Here is a 25,617-nt window from a genome sequence, read left to right as displayed (position 1 = left end):
CCTCACGATCTCAATGAACGCGACAGCGGAGGATCTCACCGTCGCTTGGAACTCGGTGTCGGATTCCCGTGTCGCCGGCTATGAAGTCAATTACGGAGAGGCCAGTCGAGACTATTCGAACGCGACTCAATCGACTACCAATAGCGCAACGGTAAGCGGGCTGGAAGCAGGCAAGACCTATTACTTCGCAGTCAAGGCATTCAACGCCGACCGCTCGCTCGAAAGCGACTTCTCGAACGAGGTCAGCACCACGATTCCCTATCCGGCACCGGAAGCCGGATTCACCATGAGTACGAATGCTGGCGTGGCGCCATTGACCGTGGCCTTCAACGACACCTCGACCGGCAAGGTCGACGCCTGGCAGTGGAGCTTCGACAACGGCGCCACCAGCAGCCAAGCCTCCCCGAGCTACACCTTTACGGTCCCGGGCACCTACACCGTCAGCCTGATGGTGAGCGGACCCGGCGGCGCGGCGGCACAGCCTGCCCAAGCCGTGATCAGGGTTGCCACACCTCCCCCGATCGCCGCCTTTGCGGTGAACGCCGACAGCGGGCACGCCCCCTTCAACGTCCAGTTCAGCGATCAATCCAGCGGCACCATCGACAGCTGGCAGTGGGACTTCGGTGACGGCACCACCAGTACCGAACGGTCTCCCAGCCACCTTTACCTTACGGCGGGAAGCTACGTCGCCAAGCTGCGCGTGACGGGACCCGGTGGCGTCTCGGCGCAAGCCGCGCAGTCGTCGATCACGGTCACGATCGCCCCGCCGTCGGCCGCCTTTACCGCCAACGCCACGAGCGGTGTCGCCCCTATGGTCGTCGTGTTCAACGATGCCTCAAGCGGCGACGTCTCCGCATGTGAATGGAACTTCGGCGACGGTGGGACGAGCACCGGCGCCAGTGCGGCATGGACCTATCGCAATCCGGGCACCTATTCGGTCGTTTTGAAGGTCACGGGTGCCGGCGGGTCGGATACCGTCACAAAGACCAACCTCATCACCGTCGACGGTCCCGCGCCAGTGGCCGACTTCGCCGCGGCGGGCCGCACCGGCAACGGGCCGCTGAGCGTGTCCTTCCAAGACCTCTCGACCAACGAGATCACGGACGTGCGTTGGGACTTCGGCGACGGCTCGAGCAGCACCGAACGGGCGCCGACCCACGTCTATGAAGAGGCCGGCACGTACGACGTCAGCCTCACGGTCACCGGCCCCTACGGCACCGACACGGAGTCCAAGATCGCCTTCGTTGAGGTCACTCCCGAAGACAACGCCATGCCGATCGAAGTCGGCGAAGTGTCGGTAAATCAAGACTGGCAGTGGGTCGCCTTCGAGCGTTCCTTCACCGACCCGGTCGTGGTGGCCAACCCGGCAAGCCTCAACGGTGGTCAGGCCGCAACGGTGCGCATCTCCGGTGTGGACGCCAATGGCTTCTGGATCCGCGTCCAAGAGTGGGATTACCTCGACGGTCGGCACGCCTTCGAGACGGTGACCTACGTGGCGATGGAGAAGGGAGCGCACACGCTGCCGAACGGCGAACGCATCGAGGTAGGCACCTTCACGCACCGCGGTCGTTGGGACAAGATCATCGGCTTCGGTGAAGCCTTCCCGACAGCCCCGGTGGTGTTCGCGGCGGTGACCAGTGCCGACGACCCGACAGCGGTAACGACGCGGGTCCGTGAAGTCACGGCCGTGGGGTTCCGGGTGCGCATGAACGAGCAAGAGTCCCTAACCGATGGTCACGGTACGGAGACGATCAGCTACATCGCCTGGCAGCCTTCGGAAGGCACGCTCGAGGGGTTGCAGTTCGCGGTCGGCGTGACGGGCAGCAGCTTCACCGATCAGCCTTCGACTCTGAGCTTCGCCGCCGCCGGCTTCACCGAAACCCCGGCGTTCTTGGCCCACATGCAGACCATGAACAGCCGCGACACGGCAGTGCTGCGCTATCGCAACCTCGATGCAAGCGGTGTGGAGCTGCTGGCGCAAGAGGAACAGTCCTATGACGAGGAGACCGTGCACGAAGCCGAGAGCGTCGGCTGGGCGATCTTCCAAAATGTGGACGAGACCCCGAGGATCCTGGAAGTTGGCGAGTTGTCAGTAAATCACGAGTGGCAGTGGGTCACCTTCGGACGCGCCTTCACCGACCCGATCGTGGTGGCCAACCCCGCGAGCACCAACGACGCCGAGGCTGCGACGGTGCGCATCTCGGGCGTGGAAGCCAATGGCTTCTGGATCCGGATCCAAGAGTGGGACTACCTGGACGGCAAGCACGCCTTCGAGACGGTGACCTACGTGGCGATGGAGAAGGGCACGCATGAGCTGCCGAGCGGCGAGCGCATCGAGGCGGGGACCATCATGCAGTCCGCGTCGACGACGGCGATCGGGTTCGCGGAGACCTTCCCGACCACGCCGGTGGTGTTCGCCACGGTCGCGAGCATCGATGATACGCGGGCGGTAACGACGCGGATCAGCAACGTCAACGGCGATGGATTCAGCATGCGCATGGATCAGCAGGAAAACGACAAGGCTGGCCACGGTTCGGAGACGATCACCTACATCGCCTGGCAGCCCTCCCAAGGCTCGCTCGACGGGGTGCAGTTCGCGATCGGCGTAACGGGCAACAGCTTCAGGGATCAGCCGTCGACCCTGAGCTTCGCCGCCGGCTTCACCGAGACCCCGGTGTTCCTGGCCCACATGCAGACGGCCAACGGCGGCGATACGGCAGCCCTGCGCTATCGCAACCTGACCTCCACCGATGTCGAGGTCCAGGTGCAGGAAGAGCAGTCCAGGGACGCCGAGACCGCACATGCCGCCGAGTCCGTCGGCTGGGCGATCTTCCAATAAGCATGCGGTGAACGAGCGGGAGGGACCCGGCTTCCTGAGTCACCCCGACACGAAGACTTCCGACGAGCTTGAGCCGCTGCTCGACGACCGCATACCGGTCGCCGACAGCGGTTTTTTTTGAAGGGATTCCGTGACTGCCAGATCATACGGCGCATGAGATAGGCCGCTCTCGACGTTTTCCGTCCTTCCTGCTCAAGGGATTCTTCGGAATTCCGATGCACGACAGTTTCGCCCCCCGGTTAAGGATCCGGATGCTCCGACGAGCCTTCCCTGATCCTCGTTGCCTTGACGCTGGACACGCGACGGCGACTGCGGCACGCCTCAGAGCAATAGCGGACCGACTCCCAACAGGCCGCCCAGCGTTTGCGCCAGGTGAAGGGCCGGACGCAGGTCGCGCAGATCTTGGTCGGGAGATTCGGCTTCTTATGGCTCATGAGGTCGACTCGGGGCTCGGGGGCCGTTTTCGTCTACCGCCTGTCTCGGCGGTGCTCATGCTCGTGCGCGCCCGGCTCGCGCCACCACTGCGACGACGGCTGCCGTGCGTCTCGAAGATGGTCCGACTTTCGGTGCGGGATTCGGCACTGCGACGGATCGCGCCCATGCGGCGTCGGGCCTCGCGGGCGGCGGCTTCGTGGTCGAGGATCGGGGCCGGGTAATCGCGACCGATCAGGCATCCGCAGGCGTCTTGCTCGGCACGGGACATCTGCCATGGCGTATGGATCCGGGCGTCCGGGACATCGGCCAGCTCGGGCACCCAGCGACGGATGAAGAGGCCATCGGGATCCTGATCTCGCGACTGCTTGACCGGGTTGTAGATTCGCAGCGTGTTGATGCCGGTCGTACCGGATTGCATCTGGACCTGGGACCAGTGGATGCCGGGCTCGTAGTCGGTGAAGACGCGCGCCAAGTGCAGGCCCGGCTCGCGCCAATGCAGCCAGAGATGGTAAGCGCTGAAGGACACCAGCATGGCGCGCATCCGAAAATTGATCCAGCCGGTCTGGATCAAGGCACGCATGCAGGCGTCGACGAAGGGGAAGCCGGTTTGGCCTTGGCACCAGGCGTCGAGCCGATGCGGATCCGGTGTCGGATCGCGCAGACCGTCACAGGCGCGGTGCATGTTCTCGAATTCGATACGCGGCTCACTCTCCAGCTTCTGGATGAAATGGCAGTGCCAGTGGAGCCGGCCCTCGAAGGCCGAGAGTGCTTTGGGCCAGGTGCCGCGTTGTCCGCTGCCTTGGGCTAGCGCCGCCACCTCCTCCCGGCGATGACGCGTCGCCTGGGCCAGCTCGCGGATCGAGAGCGTTCCACAGGCGAGATGGGTGCTCAGGCGCGAGCAGGCGCCGTACGCGGTCAAGGGGCTCGACATCTCGCGGTGATAGGCTTCGCCGCGCTCGCGCAAGAAGCCTTCGAGTGTCATGACGCCGGCGCGCCGACCGCCGGGTTGGCGTTGCGGGCAGGGGTCGTCGGCAATTCCCAGCTCCCGTCCATCCGGGATGTCGCCGAGCCCGCCGATCTCGGACAGCGCCCCCAAGGGCCCCAGGAGGGGCGGCGGCTCCAATGGGGTACGCATCCGCTGCTCCCAGATCTTCGACCAGAGGTTGCGTGTTTCGAGGCGGCGGACCACGCCGTTTTGGGGCAGCTCATGCCAGGGGATGCCGCGGCTGCGCAGCAGTTCGCCGACCGCGATGTCCCGCGCGTAGGTCCAGCCGTTGCCGGTCTCCTCGTGCGACCAGACGGTCTGGATGGGCAGACGATTCAGCAGCTCGATCAGGACCGGGATGGCCTCGCCGACGCGAATCACCAAGGGTTGGCCGAGCGCGGCGAGATCCGTTCGCAGCTCGCCGAGACACTCGGCGATGAAGGCCCAATGCCGACCGGAGGCATCCGGTTGGGACCAGTATTCGGGCTCGGCGACATAGAGCGGCAGGACCGGGCCGCGCCGTGCGGCCTCGGCGAGTGCAGCATGATCGTAGACCCGGAGGTCTCGCTTGAACCAGACAAGTTGCATGTGTTTTATCCCGGTTGCGACGGCGCGATGCGCGTCAGACCATCGAGTCGGCCTTGGCGGCGGGCGTGCTCGTTGAAGGGGAAGAAGCCGCGGGTCGCTCCGGGCCAAAGACTGCTGTCCCAGATCCGGCGCACCCGGACGAGCGCGATGCCGTGCCGGGCGAGCTGCGCGTCGAGCTGCTCGAGGCGCTCGCGCCATCGGCCGACCGGTGTTTCGAGCGTGACGACTTGGCGCAGCGCAAGGCTGAGAGCCCATTCCTCGGCCGCGGCCAGCCAATCGCCCTCGTCGAGGACGTATGACGGGACTGCCAAATGCATCTCGGCCCGAGACAGGGCATCGGCGATCGCGACCCGCGAGAAGTCGACGACCGCAGTGGCCAGGTTGAGGCTGTCCCCGACCGCCTCGTCCCACCCCCCGGCCACGCCTCGAAACCGGAGCTTCCACAGGCGCGAGACCTCCGGGGAGAGATCCTCCGGCGTGAGAAGCAGTCCGCTCGGAAGGTCCGTGTCCACCTCGATCGAAGCCGGGAGCGGACTGGGCGTAAGATCGAGTGGCGGCTCGTTCAGGGGCAACGCCTGCTCGTCGAGCTCTCCTTTGGGGTCGAAGCGCCCGTCGGTATAGCGGACGATGTTCTCCGCACGGGCCAGGTAGTGCTTGCCGCGCGTGTGCAACCCCGCGACCCAGCGCCAGGAGAGTGTGTTCGAGGCTGGATCACCGTCCAAAAGGTGCCGCAGAAAGAAGGCCGCGCCGAGTGTCCAGGGCAAACGCAGGGTGAAGATCCAGATGCTCGCGAACCACATGCGGGCATGGTTATGCAGATAGCCGGTCTCGATCAGCTCGTGCGCCCAGGCATCGAGGCAGGCGATGCCGCTCCGGCCCGCGATCGCATCCGCATAGCGGGTTGACGCCGTCCCCGCGAGCCCGTCCCGGTCGCGTCGACGCTGCTCGAGATAGGCGTCCCAGACCCGGGGGCGAAGCTCGAGCCAACCTTTCCAGTACGTGCGCCACAGCACCTCGGAAACGAACTTGTCGACGGTATCCCGCGGATGGACGTCCCAAACCGCGGCGATCGCCTCGCGCTCCAGGATCAGACGACGCCGCAGGTAGGGAGAGAGCCGCGAGACTCGATCATGCGGCGGGACAACGCGACTGCGCTCGCGCGCATAGGCCGCAGCATGGGGAACGAAGGAGGCCAGACGCGCGAGGCCGTCGGCCCGACTCGGCGTCTCGGCCTGCACGCCGTCGCCGGGTAAGTCGGGTTCCTGCGTACCCGGTCGTCGCATCGCTCTCTCCGTCTTGGTCGGAGAGCACGACATGGATGACGCCGGGCGCTTTTCAAGCCGGAACCGATTCACCCGGCGCGGGTATCAATGCACGGTCACCTTGATCGGCTCTCGCCGTCTTGCCTTGTCCTTGGGCAGCTCGACACGCAGGACACCCTGCTTGTAGCTCGCCTTGGCCTTGTCGCTTTCCACCTCGTCGGGCAAGGGAATCGCGCGCTCGAAGTGGCCGTAGGCGCATTCGGTGACGTGGTAGCGGCCTTTGGACTCTTTGCGCTCGACGCGCTTTTCGCCGCGGACAACCAGGTAGCCGTCCATCACCTGAAGCTCGAAGTCGTCCTTGGCCATGCCCGGGGCTTCGAGCCGCACGACGATCTTGTCCTCGTCATCGGAAACCTCCGCGGCCAGGACGCCCCAACCGCCGCTCGGCAGGGTCGTACCCCACGCCGGAGCGCGCAGGCCACCCCAAAGGTCGAGACTCCGCCCGCCGTGCTCGCGGGTCGGTCTCGCACCTTTGTGGGTAAAGCGCGTCACGGCCCCGGCGGCTTGATCGTAGAGTCGCTCCCAGCCGTCGCGGACATGATCCCATGCCCGTGTGATGTCGTGTCTGATCTGTTGAAGTGTCGACATAGATCCCTCCGGAAATCCGGACCCCGGCGCTCGCGAACCCATCACGTCTCCGTCGCATGGATCGAACATCGGCCGCGGGCGCCGGGATTGTCGGGCGCGCGGCAACTCGCCCCGCGCCCCTCGTTTGGTCGCATCAACCCACGTTGACCTGGATCTTACGGGGCTGAAGCTCGGCGCGTTTCGGCACCTTCAGGGTCAGAACGCCGTCCTGCATCTGTGCTTCGATCTGGTCTGCCTGAAGCTCTCGGCTCAGCGTGAAGCTGCGCCGGAACCGGGTGGTGCGCAGGTCAGCGTAGAGTGCCTCCATCTCGCTCGGCATCTCGATCGCCGCCTCGCCCTCGATCAGGAGGGTGTCCTTGTCGACCTGGACGCAGAGACGCTCGCGCGAAACGCCCGGCAGATCGGCCACCAGGGTGATCCCGGCGGCGTCTTCGTAGATGTCCACCGGCGGCAGCAACGCCACCTCTTCGGCACGCGCGGCCTGCATCTCGCTCGGCTCTCGTGCCTGCATGCCTGTGTTCTCGCTCATGGTGAAAGTCCTCGCTGGTGTCGATTCGTTTGCGCTGTGACCCGGACCGGAGCAAGCCCGGCCGGTGCGGCCTACTTGATGACCGGTTCAGAGCCCCAAAAGCGGCCAGAATGGCCGGGGTCGGACGGCGGGTTTGTCGGGGCGGAGCCACACTTGGGCTCAACGATGCGGATGACATGGAGGACGGGGCACCCCCCGTTGAGCTTGCGGCGCAGGGCCCGCTCGCCGATGCCGAGGACCTTGGCGGCACGCGCTCGGTTGTGTCCGTTGTCCATGAGTGCGGCTTCGATCAGAAGCCATTCGGCATCGGCCAGTCGGGTACCCTTGGGAACGAACACCCCGTCGCCGGGCGGACGGGAATCGACCGCGGAACGCGGAAGCACGGGTTGGAGCAGCTTCGGGCCGATCTCGCGCACGCCCGGCGGGAGCCGCACGGCCAGGCGCGCCATCAGGTTGCGAAGCTCGCGAACGTTGCCCGGCCAGTGGTAGTGCTCCAGCAAGGACAGAGCCTCCGGATCCAGCATGGGTGCAGCCCCCGTCCAGCCCATGTCGCGCAGTCCGTTGGCGAGGAAACGCTCGGCCAGCAGACCGATGTCCTTCGCGCGCTCGCGCAGTGTCGGCAGGCGCAGCGGGAGGACGTTGAGTCGATAGAGGAGATCCTGACGGAATAGGCCGGACTCGACCCGATCCTCGAGCGGTCGGTGGGTCGCCGCGACCACTCGGACATCGACGGCGATGTCGCGCTCTCCGCCGAGACGTTGGACGGAGCCTGTCTCGAGGACCCGCAACAGGCTGACCTGGGAGGCGGGGGGCATCTCGCCGATCTCGTCGAGGAAGAGCGTCCCCGCGCGGGCCTGCTCGAACCGGCCGCGGTGCAGACGCGTCGCGCCCGTGAAGGCGCCCTTCTCGTGACCGAACAGCTCCGCCTCGAGCATGGTCTCCGGGATGGCTCCGCAGTTGACCGCGACGAACGGGCCTTGGGCGCGCGGGCCCAGTCCATGCAGCGCCCGCGCCACCAGCTCCTTCCCCGTGCCGGTACGACCCTCGATGAGCCCGTTCCCGCCGACCTTGGTCGTAAAGAAAGGCACGAAGACACGTGTCAGGTCATTCGGCTCGATGCCGCGCCCTCGTTCCTCGACCCGAATCCGCAGACCCTCGCGAGTGGCCGCAGCCTCGACCCGGATGACCCCGGACCCTTGGCCGCTTTGGGCCGCATTGACGAGCAGATTCAACAGGGCATCGCGAATCGCCCCGCTCTGAAGCGATGGACGCGGAAGACCTTCGGCGATTGCCAGCTCGATCCCCAGACCGTGACGCTTGACGACCGGCTCGGCGAGCCGAGCCGCATCGCGGATCAAGGCAGCGAGATCCGTGGGCCCGTAATGCTCGTCGCGGTGCCGGGTCAGATCCAGAAAGCCCGAGAGCTTTTGGTTCAGAGCGACGATGTCCCGATCGAGCACCGAAACGTCGTTGGCAGCCGTTGGATTTTATTATCCTTCAATACTTCATCCGCCGGCCGACGCGCCGAACGGTCCGGTCGAACGACCGCTCCGGCGGCATGCCGCGCGGGCTTCGGCCGGGCAAGTGCGCCCCCTACCGGGTGCTCAGCCTCGACGGCTCGGGCCGGGCCGTGTCGAGCGACGTCTTCACGCTCGCGCCCGCATCACCGCCCGGCTCGACACATCGCCTGCCGAGCCCCCCATGCGTTAGAGAAATTGGACTTCGCCGGTTCTGAGGTTGTGGATTGCCGGCACCACTTTGATGTGCCCCTCATCGACCAATGCCTTGATGATCGGACTCTGACGCAGGATCTCGGCGACCTGTAGCTTGGCATTGGCCTCGGTGACGGCCTCGACGAACTCCGCATTGCCCGCATTGCGCTGCGCATCGGCGGCGACCGGCGTTGCGTCCACGGCAGGCGTGATCTTGGCCAACAATCCGGTCAGATGGCCCAGCTCGACGCCGTCGCAGGCACCCATCACGGCGCCGCATGCGCTGTGCCCCATCACCACGATCAATTTGGAGCCCGAGACCTGCGTCGCAAACTCGAAGCTGCCGAGCATATCGTCGCTGATCACGTTGCCCGCCACGCGAGCGACGAAGAGATCGCCGACGCCCTGGTCGAAGACGATCTCCGGCGCGGAACGCGAGTCGAGGCAAGAAAGGACTACCGCAAATGGATACTGACCGGACGCCGTGCGCTGTGCCTGCGCCGAAAGGTCGCGGTTGTGCATGTTTCCTTCAACGAATCGTCGATTACCCGCCTTGAGTTTTTCGATCGCCATATCCGGCGTCATCGCATCCTGCTTCGCCTCATCAAAGGTCACATACGGTCGATCAGGCGGCAGACCCGCCGCGAGGGCCATCCCTGCAACCAAAAACAAAAGGGCCAGCGAAGTCGAAAGCAATCTGTGTGTCATCAGCAGACCTCCGAGACGATCGAGGGGAAACGCGACGCGTTGTCGAGCCGAGAGATCGATCTATACAGCACCGCGACGCGCTTCACAAACCCAATCCGAGATGACCCTGGACGGCCTGGCGATCGGCGCAAACAACGAACTGATCCCGATCGGTGCCACGCTCGACGGGGAATCATCCTAGATCCGGCAGTTGAACGCCCCCTGGAGTGCGTCCCGCGCGGTGTCCGGCAAGGCGCAACGAGGCGGCGTAGTGGTTCTACGCCAACGAGTTGCAACGCAGCCGGGCGCCGCGCGGGGCGTGCTCCAGGGGGCGTAGCGGCCGTCACCCGGCGGGTGAGCTCTCGGACGACCACGATCTTCAAGGCAGTCAAAGCCTTGCATGAAGCACGAAGCGGTCAACTGCCGGATCTAGGATCATTGGTCGGCAGCGACTGGGTGCGCGTCGTCGACGTCGTGCCGCGGAGGCGCTGATGGGTTGTTGATCGGCCCGACAAGTCGGCAAGCCCCAAAAAAAAGCCCCGCCCCGGTATCTCACCGAGGCGGGGCTTTCATCTGCGGCTAAACGCAGACGACCGGGCTTACATCATGCCCATGCCGCCCATGTCGCCCATTCCACCCATGCCGCCGCCGCCCGGCATCGGGGCGTCGTCCTTCGGCTCTTCGGCGACCATCGCCTCGGTGGTGATCATGAGGCCGGCAACCGACGCGGCGTTCTGAAGCGCCGAGCGGGTGACCTTGGTCGGATCCAGGATGCCCATGTCGACCATGTCGCCGTACTCGCCGTTGGCGGCGTTGTAACCGAAGTTACCCGAGCCTTCGACGACCTTGTGCAGGATGACGGACGGCTCGCAGCCGGCGTTGGCAACGATCTGACGCAGCGGCTCTTCCATGGCGCGACGCGCGATGGTGATACCGACGTCTTGGTCGTGGTTCGCACCGGTCAGCCCCTTGACCGCGGTCTGGGCACGGACGAGCGCAACACCGCCGCCGGGGACGATACCTTCCTCGACCGCAGCGCGGGTGGCGTGCAGCGCATCCTCGACGCGCGCCTTCTTTTCCTTCATCTCCATCTCGGTGGCGGCACCGACCTTGATGACAGCCACGCCGCCGGCCAGCTTGGCCAGACGCTCTTGGAGCTTCTCGCGGTCGTAGTCGGAGCTGGTCTCTTCGACCTGCGCGCGGATCTGCTCGCATCGCGCCTTGATGTCCATCTCCGAGCCAGCGCCGTCGATGAGGGTCGTCTCGTCCTTAGCGACCTGCACGCGCTTGGCGGTACCCAGATCGTTCAGGGTCGCCTTCTCGAGCGACAGACCGACCTCTTCGGAGATCACGGTCGCGCCGGTGAGGATGGCGATGTCCTGCAGCATGGCCTTGCGACGATCACCGAAGCCCGGGGCCTTGACCGCACAGACCTTGACGATACCGCGTAGGGTGTTGACCACCAGGGTGGCCAGCGCCTCGCCTTCGACGTCTTCGGCGACGATCAGCAGCGGACGGCCGGCCTTGGCGACCGCTTCGAGCACGGGCAGAAGCTCGCGGATGTTCGAAATCTTCTTGTCGTGCAGCAGGATGAAGGGGTCTTCCAGCTCGGCGCTCTGGCTCTGCTGATTGTTGATGAAGTAGGGCGAGAGGTAGCCACGGTCGAACTGCATGCCTTCCACGACATCCAGCTCGTTGTGCAGCGAGGTGCCGTCTTCGACGGTGATGACGCCTTCCTTACCGACCTTTTCCATCGCCTCGGCGATGATCTGGCCGATCGACTCGTCCGAGTTGGCCGAGATGGTGCCGACCTGGGCGATCGCCTTGGACTCGGTGCAGGGCTTGGAGAGGTTCTTGAGCTCTTCCACCGCAGCCTCGACCGCCTTGTCCATGCCGCGCTTCAGGTCCATCGGGTTCATGCCGGCAGCGACGGCCTTCAGACCTTCGCGGACCATGGCCTGCGCCAGAACGGTTGCGGTGGTGGTGCCGTCGCCGGCAATGTCGGAGGTGTGGGAAGCGACTTCCTTCACCATCTGAGCGCCCATGTTCTCGAACTTGTCGCTCAGCTCGATTTCCTTCGCCACGGACACGCCGTCCTTGGTGACGGTCGGGGCACCGAAGGATTTCTCGAGGACGACGTTGCGGCCCTTGGGACCCAGCGTGACCTTCACGGCGTTCGCGAGGATGTTGACACCCTCCATCATACGGGCACGGGCTTCACCGCCGAACTTGACGTCTTTTGCACTCATAGTGTTGATCCTTGATCCGATTCTTTGGGATTCGATGCTATAGGGGATGCGGATCGAGCCTGCGCGGCTCGCTCGCTGGGCTTACGGCTGGCGTGGATGCGGGCTTCCCGGAGGGGAAGCGCTCGGCATCAGCCTTCGACGACGCCCATGATGTCTTCTTCGCGCATGACCAGGAAATCGTCGCCGTCGAGCTTGACCTCGGTGCCGGAATACTTGCCGAACAGGACGCGGTCGCCGACCTTCACATCCAGCGGACGGCTCTCACCGTTGTCGAGGATCTTGCCCTTGCCCACGGCGATGATCTCGCCCTGGATCGGCTTCTCGGTGGCGGAGTCCGGGATCACGATGCCGCCGGCGGTCGTGCGCTCTTCTTCCATGCGACGGACAACGACGCGGTCGTGCAGGGGACGAATCTTCATTCTAGTGGTCTCCTCGTGCGGTTGACGGGTTCGGAGCGCGTGTGAGCAGTCCGTTTCGGTCCGCTCTGTTAGCACTCATCTCAAACGAGTGCTAATAGTAGAGCCTTCTCCTCGTCTGTCAAGCGTCGGAGGGTTCGACCTGCCTCAATCTTCGCGACGGTAGTCGCCCTCGATGACCCTCGGACCCGCGCCGCCTCCGGGGGGCGTGCCGGTCCGGACCGGGATCACGCGGACATAGCGCCCGACGATCCACTGCCGCAGGGGCGGGACAAGCAACAAAAACCCGATCGTGTCGGTCAGAAAGCCCGGAAGGAGCAGAAAGAGTCCGGCGACGAGGAGCAGCGCGCCATCCAAGACCTCCAAGGCCGGGACCTCGCCGCGGTCGGTGATCTCGCGCACCCGCGCGAGCAGACCGAAGCCTTGGTGGCGCACCAGCCAGATCCCGACGATGGCGGTGAAGATCGCCAGAGCGATGGTCGGAAACGCCCCGATCTCGGAGCCGACCTGGATCATGATGTAGATTTCGATCATCGGAATTCCGATGACGATCAGCAGAAACAAAAAAGGCACGATAATAGTCTCCTGAAGCGGCCGGTCTGTCCGAGGTCGGTCGACCGAGGGCCCTTATACCGACAAACATTGTGGTAGAAGAAGGCTCATCCGTTGCAGGATAGTGGAACCCCGAACCTTATGAAACGGCGCCGAGCCATCGCATGACGGCAGACTATCGCTTGATCTTCTGCACCTGCCCCGACGAAGCGACCGCCGGGCACATCGCCGAGTCATTGGTCGATGAGCGACTTGCCGCTTGTGCCAATCTGCTTGCGGGCATCACCTCGATTTATCGCTGGAAGGGTCAGATCCAGCGCGATCCCGAGGTCTTGCTCTTGATCAAGACGACGACCGAGCGTGTCGCCGCGCTGACCGAGCGCTTGCGCGCATTGCATCCCTACGAGATTCCGGAAATCATCGCGGTCCCCGTCACCGAGGGACTCCCCGACTATCTGAGCTGGATAACGACATGCACCGACCACAACGACTGAGCTCCTGGATCGGGACCGCTGTCGAGCGGCGCCAAGCCGTAATCGACGCCGCCGCCGAACAGCAGGGACCGAACCATCGGCCGCTGCCCGGAAGATTCGCCGCGGGACGGCTCTTGGCCGTCGCCTTGACCTGGCTGCTGGTCGCCGCGGCGGCGCCGAACGCGCTGGCGGAGGACGACTTCCTGATGCCCGATCAGGCCTTCCGCATCTCGGGCGAGGCGGACGGGCCCGACGCGGTCCGGGTGCGCTGGGAGATCGCCGACGGTTATTACATGTATCAGAGCAAGTTCGGATTCCAGACGGATACCGTCGGGATCTCGACCGGCGGACCGCAGATGCCCGCCGCGCAGACCAAGGAGGACGAGTTCTTCGGGAAGGTCCAGGTCTATCGCGACAGCGTCGAGATCCGAGTGCCGGTCACGCGTTCGACCGGCGCCGGCAACTTCCTGACCCTCGAGGCCACCTCCCAAGGCTGCGCCGATGCCGGACTCTGCTACCCGCCGCACCGCCAGCGTCTGCTGCTCGAGCTGCCGGAGATGGCTGCCGCGACGCCTGTCGCAGCCGAGACCCCATCCCCGGCCGCCCCCGAGAGGCAGTCGCCGATTCAGGGCGAGCAATCGGCGAAGGCATTGGCGGGCTTCGGCCAATCGCTTGGCTTGGGCGCGGACGACGACATCCTCCCCGCCGAGGAGGCGTTCCTCTTCTCGGCCGAGGTCGCAGGCCCGGACCGGCTGCAACTGACCTGGGACGTCGCCGAGGGGACGTATCTCTACAGCCACATGCTCGAGCTCACGCTCGAGGACGGCAGCGAGGTTGCCATCGGGCCGTTCGAACGGCCCGCCGGCGACATCAAGAAGGACTCGATCCTCCCCGACGGCAGCGTCGGCGACGTCGAGGTCTATCACGACCGGGTCGATCTGACCCTCCCCCTGCTGCGCGGGTCGAGCGAGCCGACCGAGGTGACCCTGATCGCCAAGTATCAGGGCTGCGCCGAGATCGGCATCTGCTATCCGCCCCAGACGCAACAGGTGACCCTGAGCCTGCCGGAGGCGCTGGTGACGGCAGCCCTGCCGACGGCCGCGGCTGCGGCTACGACGGCCGACGCGCCGCCGGCAAGTGCGCCATCGGATGCGGACGACACGGTCTCGGAGCAGGACCGGATTGCCTCAGTCCTTGCCAACAGCGGCGTCTGGGTGGTGATCGCGGCCTTCTTCGGGTTCGGCCTCCTGCTCGCCTTCACGCCCTGCGTCTTCCCTATGATCCCGATCCTCTCGGGCATCATCGCCGGACAGGGCCCGAACATCACCACACGCAAGGCATTCACGCTGTCGCTGGTCTATGTCCTGGCCATGGCCTTGACCTACACGGTCGTCGGCGTGCTGGCGGGGCTCTTCGGCGCGAATCTCCAGGCGGCCTTCCAGAACCCCTGGGTCTTGACCTCCTTCGCGCTCATCTTCGTGCTGCTCGCGCTGTCCATGTTCGGCTTCTATGACCTGCAGCTGCCGTCGAGCTTCCAGTCCAAGCTCGCAGAGATCAGCAACAAGCAGGAGGGCGGCACGTTGCTGGGCGTGGCCATCATGGGCCTGCTCTCGGCGCTGATCGTCGGACCCTGCGTCGCCCCGCCGCTCTTCGGGGCGCTCATCTACATCAGTCAGACCGGAGACGCGGTGCTCGGCGGTATCGCACTGTTCGCCCTGAGTATGGGCATGGGCGCGCCTCTGATCGCCATCGGCACCTCGGCCGGCAAGCTGCTGCCGCGCGCCGGCGGTTGGATGGATGCGGTCAAGGCGGTATTCGGCGTCGCCCTGCTCGGCGTGGCCATCTTCATGCTGGAGCGGATCCTGCCGGCGGCCGTCGCGATGCTGCTGTGGGGGCTATTGCTGATCTGCTCGGCGGTCTACATGGGCGCACTGACCCAGCTGCCGCAGGGCGCAAGCGGTTGGAGCAAACTCTGGAAGGGCCTGGGTGTCTTCCTGCTCATCTACGGCGCGCTCATGCTGCTCGGCGCCGCGGCCGGCGGCAAGGATACGATCCAGCCGCTGCGCGGGCTCGCCGTGGGTGGCGGCGGTGGCGCCGCAGCGGAGGCGGTCTTTACACCCGTGAAGACGCTCGAGGATCTCGAGCGCGAGGTCGGAAAGGCGGGCGCGCTCGGCAAACCGGTCATGCTGGACTTCTACGCCGACTGGTGCGTGACCTGCAAGGAGCTGGAACGCTATACCTTCAGCGACCCGGCCGTGATCGCGGAGATGGGCCGCTTCGTCCTGCTCAAAGCGGATGTCACGGCCAACGACGCGGACGATCAGGCCCTGATGAAGCACTTCGGGATCATCGGGCCGCCCGCCATTCTTTACTTCGACACCGCGGGGCAAGAGCTCAAGAACTATCGCTTGGTCGGCTTCAAGCCCGCCGACGCCTTCGTCGAGCACCTGCGTCGGGCCGCGCCATGAGTGCCATTCGCACGGGGATGGTCATTCTGCTCGCGGGCGGGATCAGCGTCGGGGTCGCCGTCGTGAGCCAACGCTGGATCGAAGCGCCGAAACCGAAAACGGGCTTGGCGATCCGTCAATCCGCACCGCTTCAGACCTTGCCCGACTTCGGCCTGACCGACCTCGCCGGAGCGAAGATCAGCAGCGATGCCTGGGCGGGCAAGGTCGTGGTCGTCAACTACTGGGCGAGCTGGTGCCCTCCCTGCGTTCGCGAGATGCCGCTCTTTATCGAAACGCAGCAGGCACTCGGCGAAGCCGGCGTGCAGGTGGTGGGCATCGCCGTGGATCGCCTCGAAGACGTCGAGGCGTTCGTCGCACAGTACCCGGTCAACTACCCCATCCTGATGGCCAACCCGGAGGCTGTCGCCCTCTCGAAACGACTCGGAAACCGGGTCGAAGGTCTGCCCTTCACGGTGATCTTCGACCGCAGCGGACGCCGTGTCTTCAGCCGTACCGGCGAGGTCGCCGCGGCCGAGCTCAAGGCCGAGCTCGGCGCCTTGGTCGGGACGGAGCATCCTGCAGGAGCCGACAAGGACGCGTCTTAGCTGGACAACATCGCGTAAAATCCGCACAATTCGCGCCGATTTCCCGCCGATCCAAAGCAGACCGGCGGGTACACTGAGACTCGGACGCGTTGGAGCACATTGACCGGATGGCCGCGATCTTGGTCCTGAATGGACCGAACCTCAACCTGCTCGGAACCCGCGAGCCTGAGCATTACGGCCGCGCCACGCTGGCGCAGATCCACCAGGGCTTGGAGGATGCGGCACGGGCTGAAGGCTTCACGCTGGAGTGCATCCAGAGCAACGCCGAGCATGTCCTGATCGAGGCGGTCCATCGTGCCGGACTCGAGGGGGTTCGCTTTATCATCCTGAATCCCGCCGCCTTCACCCACACCAGCGTCGCCCTGCGCGATGCGCTGCTCGGGGTCGGGATTCCCTTTATCGAGGTGCACCTGTCCAACGTGCACGCCCGGGAGCCGTTTCGGGCCCACTCCTATTTCTCCGACATCGCCGTCGGCGTCATCAGCGGGCTCGGGGCCGAGGGCTACTTTTCAGCATTGCGCGCCGCGGCCGGGCGCCTCGCGCCTGACCTTTCCAACGAGAACCACTGACCATGGATATCCGCAAGGTAAAGAAGCTGATCGAGCTGTTGGAGCAATCCGACGTCGCGGAGATCGAGATCCACGAGGGCGAGGAATCGGTCCGCATCAGCCGACACGGCAGCGGCGCAATGCCGATGTACATGCCTCAGCCCATGCCGATGACCACAGGCGCGGTCGCGGCCAGCCCAGCACAAGCCGGCAGGGACGAAGACGGCGAGGACGATTTCGGCGAGATGGAAGGCGAGGTCGTACGCTCGCCCATGGTCGGAACCTTTTATCGCGCCCCCTCGCCGGGCTCCAAGCCGTTCGTGGAGGAAGGCCAGAGCGTGAAGGCAGGCGAGACGCTCTGCATCATCGAGGCGATGAAGATCCTCAACCAGATCGAGTGCGAGCAAGGCGGTAAGATCAGACGTATCCTGGTCGAGAACGGTCAGCCGGTCGAGTACAACCAGCCGCTGTTCGTCATCGAATAAGGGCGGAGGGTAAAGCCCCCGTCGTCAAGCGCCGGCGCCCTCCCCCGACGCGCCTCGCCTCATCCAGCAAAGACATCGCCACCATGCCTGCAATGATCGAGAAGGTCCTGATCGCCAACCGGGGCGAGATCGCGCTCCGGATCCTGCGCGCCTGTCGCGAGCTGGGCATCAAGACGGTCGCGGTGCATTCCGAAGCGGACCGCGACCTCAAGCACGTCCTCTTGGCCGACGAGTCGGTCTGCATCGGCCCGGCCGCCTCGCTGCACAGCTATCTCAACGTGCCGGCGATCATCAGCGCAGCCGAGGTGACCGACACGGTCGCCATCCACCCGGGCTACGGCTTTTTGTCCGAGAATGCCGATTTCGCCGAGCGCGTGGAGCGCTCCGGATTCATCTTCATCGGTCCGCGGCCCGAGACCATTCGCCTGATGGGCGACAAGGTCTCGGCGATCGCCGCCATGAACAAGGCCGGCGTGCCGTGCGTACCCGGCTCCGATGGCCCGCTCGACGACGACAAAAAACGCACGTTGGAGATCGCCCGTCAGATTGGCTACCCGGTGATCATCAAGGCGTCCGGCGGCGGCGGCGGACGCGGGATGCGGGTGGTGCATTCCGAGGCGACCTTGTTGAACGCCATTTCCCTGACCAAGGCGGAGGCCGCCGCGGCCTTCAACAACGACATGGTCTACATGGAGAAGTACCTGGAGAACCCGCGTCACATCGAGTTCCAGGTGCTCTCGGACCAGCACGGCAACGCGATCCACCTCGGCGAGCGCGACTGCTCCATGCAACGCCGCCACCAGAAGGTGGTCGAGGAGGCGCCCGCGCCCGGCATCACCGAGGCGCAACGCAGAGAGATCGGCGAGCGCTGTGCGGAGGCCTGCCGCACCATCGGCTATCGCGGCGCCGGCACTTTCGAATTCCTTTTCGAGAACGGCTGCTTCTATTTCATCGAGATGAACACGCGCGTGCAGGTCGAGCACCCGGTCACCGAGATGGTCACGGGCGTGGACATCGTCAAAGAGCAGATCCTGATCGCCGCCGGCGAGCCGCTGCGCTATACGCAGGACGACATCGTAATCCGCGGCCATGCCGTGGAGTGCCGTCTCAACGCCGAGGACTCCGAGACCTTCATGCCGAGTCCCGGCAAGATCACCGAATTCCATGCCCCCGGCGGTCCGGGCGTGCGACTCGAAACGCACATCTATACCGGCTACACGGTGCCGCGCTATTACGACTCCATGATCGGCAAGCTGATCACCCACGGGGAAGACCGCGAGGCCGCGATCGCGCGGATGTGCAATGCGCTGCGCGAGACGGTGATCGACGGCATCAACACCAATATCAAGCTGCAGCGATCGATCCTCAGGGACGGGGCATTCCTGGCGGGCGGGGCGAACATCCACTATCTGGAAAAGAAGCTCGGCATGTGATGCTGAACCGCGTTTCGAGCGACATGAAACGTTCGAGAGGGCGTCGATGTCGGCGCGATTGGATGACTCGGCGCGACGCGGTTCAGGACGTTAAGACTAACGAATGACTCGGACCGGCTTCGAGGCAGGTAGGCACTCGGGGCTGGATCGGACTCGCCGATGCCCTCGCGCAACGCAATCAATCCGATCTTTTAGTCACTTAAATCGCGTCGACTCCGGCGCTTACGAACCGCTGCGAGATCGAGACCGCATGAACACTGCGCATATTGTGCCGGACGCGATTTAAATGGGTTGGCTGCAGCTTTCGATCGAGGTGCCGAAACCGGACGCCGAGGGAATCGCCGCCGTCCTGGAAGACGCCGGCGCACTCTCCGTAACGCTCGCCGATGCCGCCGACGAACCCCAGCTCGAGCCGGGCCCGGGCGAGACGCCGCTCTGGTCGCAGGTCAAGGTCTCGGCACTGTTCGATGCGGATCCCGAGGGCGAGGCAGTGGTCGGCCGTTTGGTCGATCAACTGGTGCGCGAGCCGCGCTCCGCAGGTGCTTGCGGGCCTCGCGTCGAACGGATCGAGGATCAGGTCTGGGAGCGGGTCTGGCTCGACACCTTCAAGCCGACCCGCTTCGGTCGGCGTCTTTGGGTCTGTCCGCACGGGCAGGATCCGGATGATCCGGAGTCCGTCGCCGAGGCCGTGGTCGTCGCGCTTGATCCGGGGCTGGCCTTCGGGACCGGGCATCATCCGACCACCGCGCTCTGTTTGGAGTGGCTCGACGGTACCGCGCTCGACGGCAAAACGGTTCTGGATTACGGCTGCGGCTCGGGGATCTTGGCGATCGCGGCGCTGCGCTTGGGCGCTGCACGAGCGATCGCCGTCGACCATGATCCCCAAGCCTTAGAAGCAACGCGGGACAACGCCCTTGCAAACGGGATCGCAGACCGGCTCGAGATCTACGGGCCTGACGAGATGCCCGAGCTGAAGGTCGATGTCACCATCGCCAACATCCTCGCCGGGCCGCTGATCTCGCTGGCCCCTCGGCTTGTCCGGTCGCTGCGACCGGGCGGCGCGCTGGCCGTCTCGGGCGTGCTTGCCGAGCAGGTCGCGACAGTCCGCGCGGCCTATGACGAGCGGATCGAGCTCGCACCGACACGCCTGCGCGAGGATTGGGCACTCATCTGCGGGACGCGCCGGTAGGGTGGACAAGCGTAGCGCAGTCCACCGGCGCCGGATCAGGGATCGGTGGACTGCACTCTCGCATGTCCGCCCGATCCTACATGTCGACCCGACCGCTCCGATCGGCGACGTGGCCGGGCGGGCGAGTCAGGCTCGTTTCGAAACATGATTGCTTCAATCGCGCCTACTGTATCGAGTCCGTCCATGAATCGCTCATTCGCCATCGGCCCCCACCGCTTCGAAAACAATCTCATCCTTGCCCCGATGGCCGGGGTGAGCGATCGTCCGTTCCGTGCGCTTTGTCGGCGTCTGGGTGCAGGGCTCGCGGTTGCCGAGATGGTCTCCTCGAACACCGCGCTTTGGGGCACTCGCAAATCGGTGCGACGTCTGGACTACGCGGGCGAGGCCGGTCCGGTGTCGGCGCAGATCGTCGGCGCGGATCCGCTCGACATGGCCGAAGCGGCCCGGATCAATGTCGACCTGGGCGCCGACATCGTCGACATCAATATGGGCTGTCCCGCAAAGAAGGTCTGCAAACGCGCGGCGGGCTCTGCGCTGCTGCGCGACGAGGTCCTGGTCGGGCGCATCCTCGAGTCCGTGGTGGCTGCGGTCGCGGTCCCGGTCACCTTGAAGATCCGCACAGGCTGGTCGCCCGAGACCCGCAATGCCGTGCGGGTTGCGCAGATCGCGCAGGAGTCCGGGATCGCCGCCTTGACCGTCCACGGGCGTACGCGTGCCTGCAGCTACGGCGTACCCGCCGAATACGACACGCTCCGTGCCGTCCGCGCGGCCGTGACGATACCGCTTATCGCCAACGGCGACATCACGAGCCCCGAACGCGCGAAACAGGTTCTGGACTGCACCGGCGCCGATGCTATCATGATCGGACGCGCGGCCCGGGGGCGTCCCTGGATCTTCCGCGACGTCGCGGCTTACCTGACCTCGGGCACCCTGCCGGTCGAGCCGCCCGGGCACTGGATCCATGCGCTCCTGCGCGAGCATCTCGATGCCCTGTATCGCTTTTACGGCGCCCATGCCGGCGTGCGGATCGCACGCAAACACATCTCCTGGTACTGCCGTTACTTACCGGGTGCAGCGGCCTTCAGAGACATCGTCAACGGGACAGAAACCCCGGCGGAGCAGTTGTCGCGGGTCGCCGCGTTCTTCGAGCAATGCCCCGAAACGGAGAATCAAGCAGCATGAATTCAGTCGCCTTGGACAGTGTATCCGAACCGACATCGACGGGGCTGCAGGTGGTGGAGGCGGATCGCACCGACCCCTTGAGCAAATGCGTGCAGGATGCGCTGCGCTTCTACCTGGAGAACATGGCGGGACACGACGTGGCCAACCTCTACGCCCTGGTGCTCGAGGAAGTCGAGCGCCCCATGTTCGACACCGTTCTGGACCACACCAACGGCAACCTGAGCCACGCCGCGAAGATCCTCGGCTTGACGCGCGCCACCCTGCGCAAGCGCCTCGCCGCGTACGGGATCGAGCGCGCGCGCTGACCCCGAATCCCCGGCCGCACCGCGCGCCCTCATTCAGATCATCAGACCCGGATCGACCTCCATGCACTCCATTCATCGCGCCCTGATCAGCGTGTCCGACAAGACCGGCTTGGCCGCCTTCGCCCGCGAGCTTGCCGCCAAAGGCGTGGAGATCCTCTCCACCGGCGGGACTGCCCGGCTCCTCACCGAGCAGGGCATCCCGGTGACGGAGGTCTCCGACTACACCGGCTTCCCCGAGATGATGGACGGTCGGGTCAAAACCCTGCACCCGCGCATCCACGGCGGGATCCTCGGCCGTCGCGGCGTGGACGACCGGGTCATGCGGGAGAACGAGATCAAGCCGATCGACCTGGTCGTCGTGAATCTCTACCCCTTCGAGCAGACCGTGGCCGATCCGGCCTGCGATCTGGCCACGGCCATCGAGAACATCGATATCGGCGGACCGACCCTGCTGCGCGCCGCGGCCAAGAACCACGCGTCCGTTTCCGTGGTCGTCGACTCGGCCGACTACCCCCGTATCACCGCGGAGATCGCCGCCCACGGCGGGGTGAGCGAGGCCACGCGCTTCGATCTGGCGGTCAAGGCCTTCGAGCATACCGCCCGCTACGACGGCGCCATCGCCAATTATCTCGGCGCAAGGCTCGCGACCGACACCCCCGGCGCCTTCCCGCGCACACTGAGCCTGCAGCTCGCTCGCAAGCAATCCATGCGCTATGGCGAGAATCCGCATCAGAACGCGGCCTTCTACATCGAGCACGGCGCCCTGGAAACCAGCATCGCCACGGCAAACCAGATCCAAGGCAAGGAGCTGTCCTACAACAACATCGCCGATACCGATGCGGCGCTCGAGTGCGTGAAGCAGTTTTCCGAGGGCCCCGCTTGCGTCATCGTCAAGCACGCCAACCCCTGCGGTGTCGCCCTGGGCGCCAACCTGTTGGATGCCTACGAGCGCGCCTACAGCACCGACCCGGAATCGGCCTTCGGCGGCATCATCGCCTTCAACGGCGAGCTCGACGGCGAGACGGCCCGAACCATCGTCGAGCGTCAGTTCGTCGAGGTCATCATCGCGCCTCGAGTGACCGCCGAGGCAAGCGAGGCGGTCGCCGCCAAAAAGAACGTCCGGTTGCTCGAATGCGGCGAGTGGGACAGCGAGCTGGTCCACCGGCTCGACTACAAGCGCGTGAACGGCGGTCTGCTGGTCCAGGATGCCGACTTGCGCCTGACCGAGTCGCTGAAGACCGTCACCGAGCGCGCGCCGAGCGAGCAGGAGCTTGCCGACCTGCTCTTCGCCTGGCGGGTGGCCAAGTTCGTCAAATCCAACGCCATCGTCTACGGCCGCGACGCCATGACGATCGGTGTGGGCGCCGGCCAGATGAGCCGAGTGAACTCCGCACGCATCGCCTCCATCAAGGCCGAGCAGGCGGGCCTCGTGGTCGCCGGTGCCGTCATGGCCTCGGACGCCTTCTTCCCGTTCCGCGACGGGATCGACCAGGCCGCGGCGGCAGGCATCACGGCCGTCATCCAGCCCGGCGGCTCCATGCGCGACGAGGAGACCATCGCCGCCGCGAACGAGCACGGAATCGCGATGATCTTCACGGGCATGCGTCATTTCAGGCATTAAATCGCGTCCGGTCCGACAGGCACTGTTTTCGTTTCGGCGTGGCCTTGGAGCCACCAACCACGCCGGAGTCAACGCGATTTAAGTTTATATTTTCAATTATTTGAAGCGCGCCGACCTCGATCGACGCCATCACCTCCTTGACTCACACAGGACGCGGTTCAATGGGCATCCACCCGACGGCCATCATCGAAGACGGCGCCGACCTGCATCCCTCGGTCAGTGTCGGCCCCTATTCGATCATCGAGTCCGGGGCCGTCCTCGGCGAAGGCTGTCGGATCGAGTCCTGCGTGCGCATCTTCGGCTCGACCCGGATGGGCGCGCACAACCGGGTCTGTCACGGGGCGACGCTCGGCTCGGAGCCTCAGGACCTCGGCTTCAAGCCTGAGCTGGCGCGGCCGCTGGTGATCGGCGATCACAACCACTTCAAGGAAGGGGTGAACATCAGCTGCGGCATCAAGTCCGAGGCGGGCACCCGCATCGGCAGTCACAATTATTGGATGGCCTTCTCGCATGCGGGCCATGACTGCATCGTCGGCGACCACAACATCTTCGCCAACACGGCCACGCTCGCCGGTCATTGCGAGGTGGCGGATCGGACCTTCCTCTCGGGGCAGGTCGCCGTGCATCAGTTCTGTCGGATCGGCGCCTATGCGATGGTCGCCGGGGTCACGGGTGTCGCGCAGGACGTGCCGCCGTTCGCCTTGGTCGACGGTCATCGGGCGCGCATCGTGGGGCTCAACGTGGTCGGCTTGCGCCGCGGCGGTTTCTCGCAGGAGCAGCGCACGCGCATCAAGGCCGTCTATCGGCTGGTCTTCCGCTCCGGCCTGCGCTCGGGCGAGGCACTCGCCCGAGCCGAGCAGGAGTATCCGGGCCCGGAGACTCGATCCATCGTCGAATTCATTCAGTCAAGCCGGCGCGGCGTCGTCTCGTTTTGAACCGCGTCCGGAGCGAAATGCTGATTCGTGAGTGAGATCGACGTTGGCTGCATCCACGACCCTTAGCCGGGACGCGGTTTAAAATAATCTATTTTTTAATCGTTTAAACCGCGCCGGCTCCAGCGCTCGTCAAATCTGCCGGAGCCGATCCCATCCCAAAACATCGCATACCGCGCTGAGCGCGGTTTAAAGGTGACAGGTATGAAGATCCTGATCGTCGGCAATGGCGGGCGCGAGCACGCCCTTGCGTGGAAGGCCGCACAATCGCCGCTGGCCGAGCGCGTTTACGTTGCGCCCGGCAACGGCGGCACCGCGCATGAGCCCAAGGTGGAGAATCTGCCGATCACGGCGGACGACATTCCCGCACTGGTGCGTTTTGCCACCGAGCAGTCAATCGACCTGACGATCATCGGCCCGGAGGCACCCCTGGTCGCGGGCGTCGTCGATGCCTTCAAGGCGGCCGGTCTGCGCTGTTTCGGACCGACCCGCGACGCCGCGCAGCTCGAGGGCTCGAAGGCCTTCACCAAGGATTTCCTCGCGCACCATCGCATCCCGACGGCGGCCTACGGCGTCTTTACCGAGACCGAGCCTGCGCTCGCCTATCTGCGTCGCGTCGGCGCACCCATCGTCATCAAGGCCGACGGTCTCGCCGCGGGCAAGGGTGTCATCCTGGCCGAGGATCTCGCGACCGCCGAGGCGGCGGTGCAGGACATGCTCGGCGCCGGGCGCTTCGGCAGTGCGGGCAATCGCGTGGTCATCGAGGAATTTCTGACCGGCGAGGAGGCGAGCTTCATCGTCATGGTCGACGGTGCGCACATCCTGCCGCTTGCCACCTCGCAGGATCACAAAGCCCGCGACGACGGCGACCGCGGACCCAACACCGGCGGCATGGGCGCCTATTCCCCCGCCCCGATCGTCACCCCGGAGATCCACGATCGCGTCATGCGCGAGGTGATCGAGCCGACCGTCGCCGGGCTCGCCGCCGAGGGTATCCATTATGTCGGTTTCCTTTACGCCGGCCTCATGATCGCCGCCGACGGGACACCCAAGGTGCTCGAGTACAACTGCCGGCTCGGCGATCCGGAGACCCAGCCGCTGCTGATGCGTCTGGAATCCGACCTGGTCGAGCTGTGCCTGGCCGCGATCGAAGGTCGTCTCGATCAGGTCAGAGCCGCCTGGGATCCGCGGCCCGCACTGGGGGTGGTCATGGCGGCCGGCGGTTATCCGGACAGCTACGAGACCGGCCACCCGATCAGCGGGTTGAACGCCGGGTTGCCCTCGGACGTCAAGGTCTTCCAGGCCGGCACAACGGCGGATGGAACGGCGATTCGGACCAACGGCGGACGTGTCCTCTGCGTCACCGCACTCGGAAACAGCGTTTCCGAGGCCCAGTCCCGGGCCTACCAAGCCATCGAGAATATTCGGTGGGAAGGCTGCCAGTTCCGACGCGATATCGGTTATCGGGCGATCGCCCGCGAGCGGTCGAGCTGAA

23 protein-coding genes are annotated in these 25,617 nt (G+C 65.4%); 13 read left to right on the top strand and 10 right to left on the bottom strand.

Translation table 11 applies throughout. The features are described from left to right. Positions 1 to 13: 13 nt before the first annotated feature. On the top strand, positions 14 to 2,839 hold the full coding sequence (locus tag THIMADRAFT_RS24975) for a PKD domain-containing protein (protein WP_050799641.1): 2,826 nt from the start codon (positions 14 to 16) through the stop codon (positions 2,837 to 2,839). Between the two features lie 239 nt (positions 2,840 to 3,078). On the opposite strand, the gene THIMADRAFT_RS25895 is transcribed toward THIMADRAFT_RS24975, so the two are convergent. From THIMADRAFT_RS25895 to THIMADRAFT_RS19890, 10 genes are all read right to left on the bottom strand, one after another. After that, the gene (locus THIMADRAFT_RS25895; protein ID WP_007194906.1) at positions 3,079 to 3,273 is read right to left on the bottom strand and encodes a DUF2256 domain-containing protein; all 195 of its coding nucleotides are present in this window, start codon (positions 3,271 to 3,273) and stop codon (positions 3,079 to 3,081) included. Next, a complete protein-coding gene (locus tag THIMADRAFT_RS19930) occupies positions 3,270 to 4,847 on the bottom strand; it encodes an FAD-binding domain-containing protein (protein WP_007194905.1) in 1,578 nt (525 codons plus the stop codon). Before THIMADRAFT_RS19930 ends, THIMADRAFT_RS25895 begins: the two co-directional genes overlap by 4 nt. A 5-nt stretch (positions 4,848 to 4,852) precedes the next feature. Continuing rightward, entirely contained in the window at positions 4,853 to 6,130 is a 1,278-nt protein-coding gene (locus THIMADRAFT_RS19925; protein WP_007194904.1) for an FAD-binding domain-containing protein, read from the bottom strand. An 84-nt stretch (positions 6,131 to 6,214) separates the two neighbouring features. Then, positions 6,215 to 6,757: an Hsp20/alpha crystallin family protein gene (locus tag THIMADRAFT_RS19920; RefSeq protein WP_007194903.1), complete on the bottom strand. Its 543-nt coding sequence runs from the start codon at positions 6,755 to 6,757 to the stop codon at positions 6,215 to 6,217. 133 nt (positions 6,758 to 6,890) lie between these two features. Further along, positions 6,891 to 7,286: an Hsp20/alpha crystallin family protein gene (locus tag THIMADRAFT_RS19915; RefSeq protein ID WP_007194902.1), complete on the bottom strand. Its 396-nt coding sequence runs from the start codon at positions 7,284 to 7,286 to the stop codon at positions 6,891 to 6,893. Positions 7,287 to 7,357: 71 nt separating this feature from the next. Next, a complete protein-coding gene (locus THIMADRAFT_RS24970) occupies positions 7,358 to 8,746 on the bottom strand; it encodes a sigma 54-interacting transcriptional regulator (RefSeq protein WP_007194901.1) in 1,389 nt (462 codons plus the stop codon). Positions 8,747 to 8,992: 246 nt separating this feature from the next. Beyond that, positions 8,993 to 9,652, bottom strand: a complete 660-nt coding sequence (locus THIMADRAFT_RS19905) for a carbonic anhydrase family protein (RefSeq protein ID WP_233490305.1) — start codon at positions 9,650 to 9,652, stop codon at positions 8,993 to 8,995. Positions 9,653 to 10,284: 632 nt separating this feature from the next. Further along, positions 10,285 to 11,934, bottom strand: coding sequence for a chaperonin GroEL (gene groL, locus THIMADRAFT_RS19900; RefSeq protein WP_007194899.1), 1,650 nt, complete (start codon positions 11,932 to 11,934; stop codon positions 10,285 to 10,287). 128 nt (positions 11,935 to 12,062) lie between these two features. Further along, positions 12,063 to 12,353 (bottom strand): co-chaperone GroES, encoded by a 291-nt coding sequence (groES, locus tag THIMADRAFT_RS19895; protein WP_007194898.1) that lies wholly within the window; start codon positions 12,351 to 12,353, stop codon positions 12,063 to 12,065. 144 nt (positions 12,354 to 12,497) lie between these two features. Continuing rightward, on the bottom strand, positions 12,498 to 12,923 hold the full coding sequence (locus tag THIMADRAFT_RS19890) for an FxsA family protein (protein WP_007194897.1): 426 nt from the start codon (positions 12,921 to 12,923) through the stop codon (positions 12,498 to 12,500). Positions 12,924 to 13,066: 143 nt separating this feature from the next. On the opposite strand from THIMADRAFT_RS19890, the gene cutA reads away from it, so the two are divergent. The 12 genes from cutA to purD all read left to right on the top strand — a co-directional run bounded on the left by cutA (position 13,067) and on the right by purD (position 25,616). Next, positions 13,067 to 13,396 carry a divalent-cation tolerance protein CutA gene (cutA, locus tag THIMADRAFT_RS19885; RefSeq protein ID WP_007194896.1) on the top strand — a complete coding sequence of 110 codons (330 nt, stop codon included), beginning with the start codon at positions 13,067 to 13,069 and terminating at the stop codon, positions 13,394 to 13,396. Beyond that, complete coding sequence (dsbD, locus tag THIMADRAFT_RS19880; RefSeq protein WP_007194895.1) at positions 13,375 to 15,843, top strand: protein-disulfide reductase DsbD; 2,469 nt, start codon at positions 13,375 to 13,377, stop codon at positions 15,841 to 15,843. The genes cutA and dsbD overlap by 22 nt, the downstream gene beginning before the upstream one ends. Continuing rightward, entirely contained in the window at positions 15,840 to 16,427 is a 588-nt protein-coding gene (locus THIMADRAFT_RS19875) for a TlpA family protein disulfide reductase (protein ID WP_007194894.1), read from the top strand. Before dsbD ends, THIMADRAFT_RS19875 begins: the two co-directional genes overlap by 4 nt. Positions 16,428 to 16,534: 107 nt before the next feature. Further along, positions 16,535 to 16,996, top strand: a complete 462-nt coding sequence (gene aroQ, locus THIMADRAFT_RS19870; RefSeq protein WP_007194893.1) for a type II 3-dehydroquinate dehydratase — start codon at positions 16,535 to 16,537, stop codon at positions 16,994 to 16,996. Positions 16,997 to 16,998: 2 nt separating this feature from the next. After that, on the top strand, positions 16,999 to 17,460 hold the full coding sequence (gene accB, locus THIMADRAFT_RS19865) for an acetyl-CoA carboxylase biotin carboxyl carrier protein (protein ID WP_007194892.1): 462 nt from the start codon (positions 16,999 to 17,001) through the stop codon (positions 17,458 to 17,460). Between the two features lie 92 nt (positions 17,461 to 17,552). Next, complete coding sequence (gene accC / locus THIMADRAFT_RS19860; protein WP_007194891.1) at positions 17,553 to 18,893, top strand: acetyl-CoA carboxylase biotin carboxylase subunit; 1,341 nt, start codon at positions 17,553 to 17,555, stop codon at positions 18,891 to 18,893. A 286-nt stretch (positions 18,894 to 19,179) separates the two neighbouring features. Continuing rightward, positions 19,180 to 20,082 carry a 50S ribosomal protein L11 methyltransferase gene (prmA, locus tag THIMADRAFT_RS19855; RefSeq protein ID WP_007194890.1) on the top strand — a complete coding sequence of 301 codons (903 nt, stop codon included), beginning with the start codon at positions 19,180 to 19,182 and terminating at the stop codon, positions 20,080 to 20,082. A 183-nt stretch (positions 20,083 to 20,265) separates the two neighbouring features. Then, entirely contained in the window at positions 20,266 to 21,264 is a 999-nt protein-coding gene (dusB, locus tag THIMADRAFT_RS19850; protein WP_007194889.1) for a tRNA dihydrouridine synthase DusB, read from the top strand. Then, positions 21,261 to 21,569 (top strand): helix-turn-helix domain-containing protein, encoded by a 309-nt coding sequence (locus THIMADRAFT_RS19845; RefSeq protein WP_007194888.1) that lies wholly within the window; start codon positions 21,261 to 21,263, stop codon positions 21,567 to 21,569. Before dusB ends, THIMADRAFT_RS19845 begins: the two co-directional genes overlap by 4 nt. Before the next feature lie 61 nt (positions 21,570 to 21,630). Beyond that, positions 21,631 to 23,190 (top strand): bifunctional phosphoribosylaminoimidazolecarboxamide formyltransferase/IMP cyclohydrolase, encoded by a 1,560-nt coding sequence (gene purH, locus THIMADRAFT_RS19840; protein ID WP_007194887.1) that lies wholly within the window; start codon positions 21,631 to 21,633, stop codon positions 23,188 to 23,190. 161 nt (positions 23,191 to 23,351) lie between these two features. Next, positions 23,352 to 24,125: an acyl-ACP--UDP-N-acetylglucosamine O-acyltransferase gene (lpxA, locus tag THIMADRAFT_RS19835; protein ID WP_007194886.1), complete on the top strand. Its 774-nt coding sequence runs from the start codon at positions 23,352 to 23,354 to the stop codon at positions 24,123 to 24,125. A 201-nt stretch (positions 24,126 to 24,326) separates the two neighbouring features. Next, entirely contained in the window at positions 24,327 to 25,616 is a 1,290-nt protein-coding gene (gene purD, locus THIMADRAFT_RS19830) for a phosphoribosylamine--glycine ligase (RefSeq protein ID WP_007194885.1), read from the top strand. Position 25,617: the final 1 nt, after the last annotated feature.

The sequence above is a fragment of the Thiocapsa marina 5811 genome (assembly GCF_000223985.1).
GTDB classification, from domain to species: domain Bacteria; phylum Pseudomonadota; class Gammaproteobacteria; order Chromatiales; family Chromatiaceae; genus Thiocapsa; species Thiocapsa marina.
The sequence above is the reverse complement of the archived record's forward strand: the minus strand, read 5'-3'. Positions and strand labels throughout refer to the sequence as shown.

Bases quoted from the DNA above. Each gene is read 5' to 3' on its own strand.
- THIMADRAFT_RS24975 (WP_050799641.1), top strand. From the start codon at position 14: ATGAACGCGACAGCGGAGGATCTCACCGTCGCTTGGAACTCGGTGTCG.
- THIMADRAFT_RS25895 (WP_007194906.1), bottom strand. From the start codon at position 3,273: ATGAGCCATAAGAAGCCGAATCTCCCGACCAAGATCTGCGCGACCTGC.
- THIMADRAFT_RS19930 (WP_007194905.1), bottom strand. From the start codon at position 4,847: ATGCAACTTGTCTGGTTCAAGCGAGACCTCCGGGTCTACGATCATGCT.
- THIMADRAFT_RS19925 (WP_007194904.1), bottom strand. From the start codon at position 6,130: ATGCGACGACCGGGTACGCAGGAACCCGACTTACCCGGCGACGGCGTG.
- THIMADRAFT_RS19920 (WP_007194903.1), bottom strand. From the start codon at position 6,757: ATGTCGACACTTCAACAGATCAGACACGACATCACACGGGCATGGGAT.
- THIMADRAFT_RS19915 (WP_007194902.1), bottom strand. From the start codon at position 7,286: ATGAGCGAGAACACAGGCATGCAGGCACGAGAGCCGAGCGAGATGCAG.
- THIMADRAFT_RS19905 (WP_233490305.1), bottom strand. From the start codon at position 9,652: ATGGCCCTCGCGGCGGGTCTGCCGCCTGATCGACCGTATGTGACCTTT.
- groL (WP_007194899.1), bottom strand. From the start codon at position 11,934: ATGAGTGCAAAAGACGTCAAGTTCGGCGGTGAAGCCCGTGCCCGTATG.
- groES (WP_007194898.1), bottom strand. From the start codon at position 12,353: ATGAAGATTCGTCCCCTGCACGACCGCGTCGTTGTCCGTCGCATGGAA.
- cutA (WP_007194896.1), top strand. From the start codon at position 13,067: ATGACGGCAGACTATCGCTTGATCTTCTGCACCTGCCCCGACGAAGCG.
- dsbD (WP_007194895.1), top strand. From the start codon at position 13,375: ATGCACCGACCACAACGACTGAGCTCCTGGATCGGGACCGCTGTCGAG.
- THIMADRAFT_RS19875 (WP_007194894.1), top strand. From the start codon at position 15,840: ATGAGTGCCATTCGCACGGGGATGGTCATTCTGCTCGCGGGCGGGATC.
- aroQ (WP_007194893.1), top strand. From the start codon at position 16,535: ATGGCCGCGATCTTGGTCCTGAATGGACCGAACCTCAACCTGCTCGGA.
- accB (WP_007194892.1), top strand. From the start codon at position 16,999: ATGGATATCCGCAAGGTAAAGAAGCTGATCGAGCTGTTGGAGCAATCC.
- accC (WP_007194891.1), top strand. From the start codon at position 17,553: ATGATCGAGAAGGTCCTGATCGCCAACCGGGGCGAGATCGCGCTCCGG.
- prmA (WP_007194890.1), top strand. From the start codon at position 19,180: ATGGGTTGGCTGCAGCTTTCGATCGAGGTGCCGAAACCGGACGCCGAG.
- dusB (WP_007194889.1), top strand. From the start codon at position 20,266: ATGAATCGCTCATTCGCCATCGGCCCCCACCGCTTCGAAAACAATCTC.
- THIMADRAFT_RS19845 (WP_007194888.1), top strand. From the start codon at position 21,261: ATGAATTCAGTCGCCTTGGACAGTGTATCCGAACCGACATCGACGGGG.
- purH (WP_007194887.1), top strand. From the start codon at position 21,631: ATGCACTCCATTCATCGCGCCCTGATCAGCGTGTCCGACAAGACCGGC.
- lpxA (WP_007194886.1), top strand. From the start codon at position 23,352: ATGGGCATCCACCCGACGGCCATCATCGAAGACGGCGCCGACCTGCAT.
- purD (WP_007194885.1), top strand. From the start codon at position 24,327: ATGAAGATCCTGATCGTCGGCAATGGCGGGCGCGAGCACGCCCTTGCG.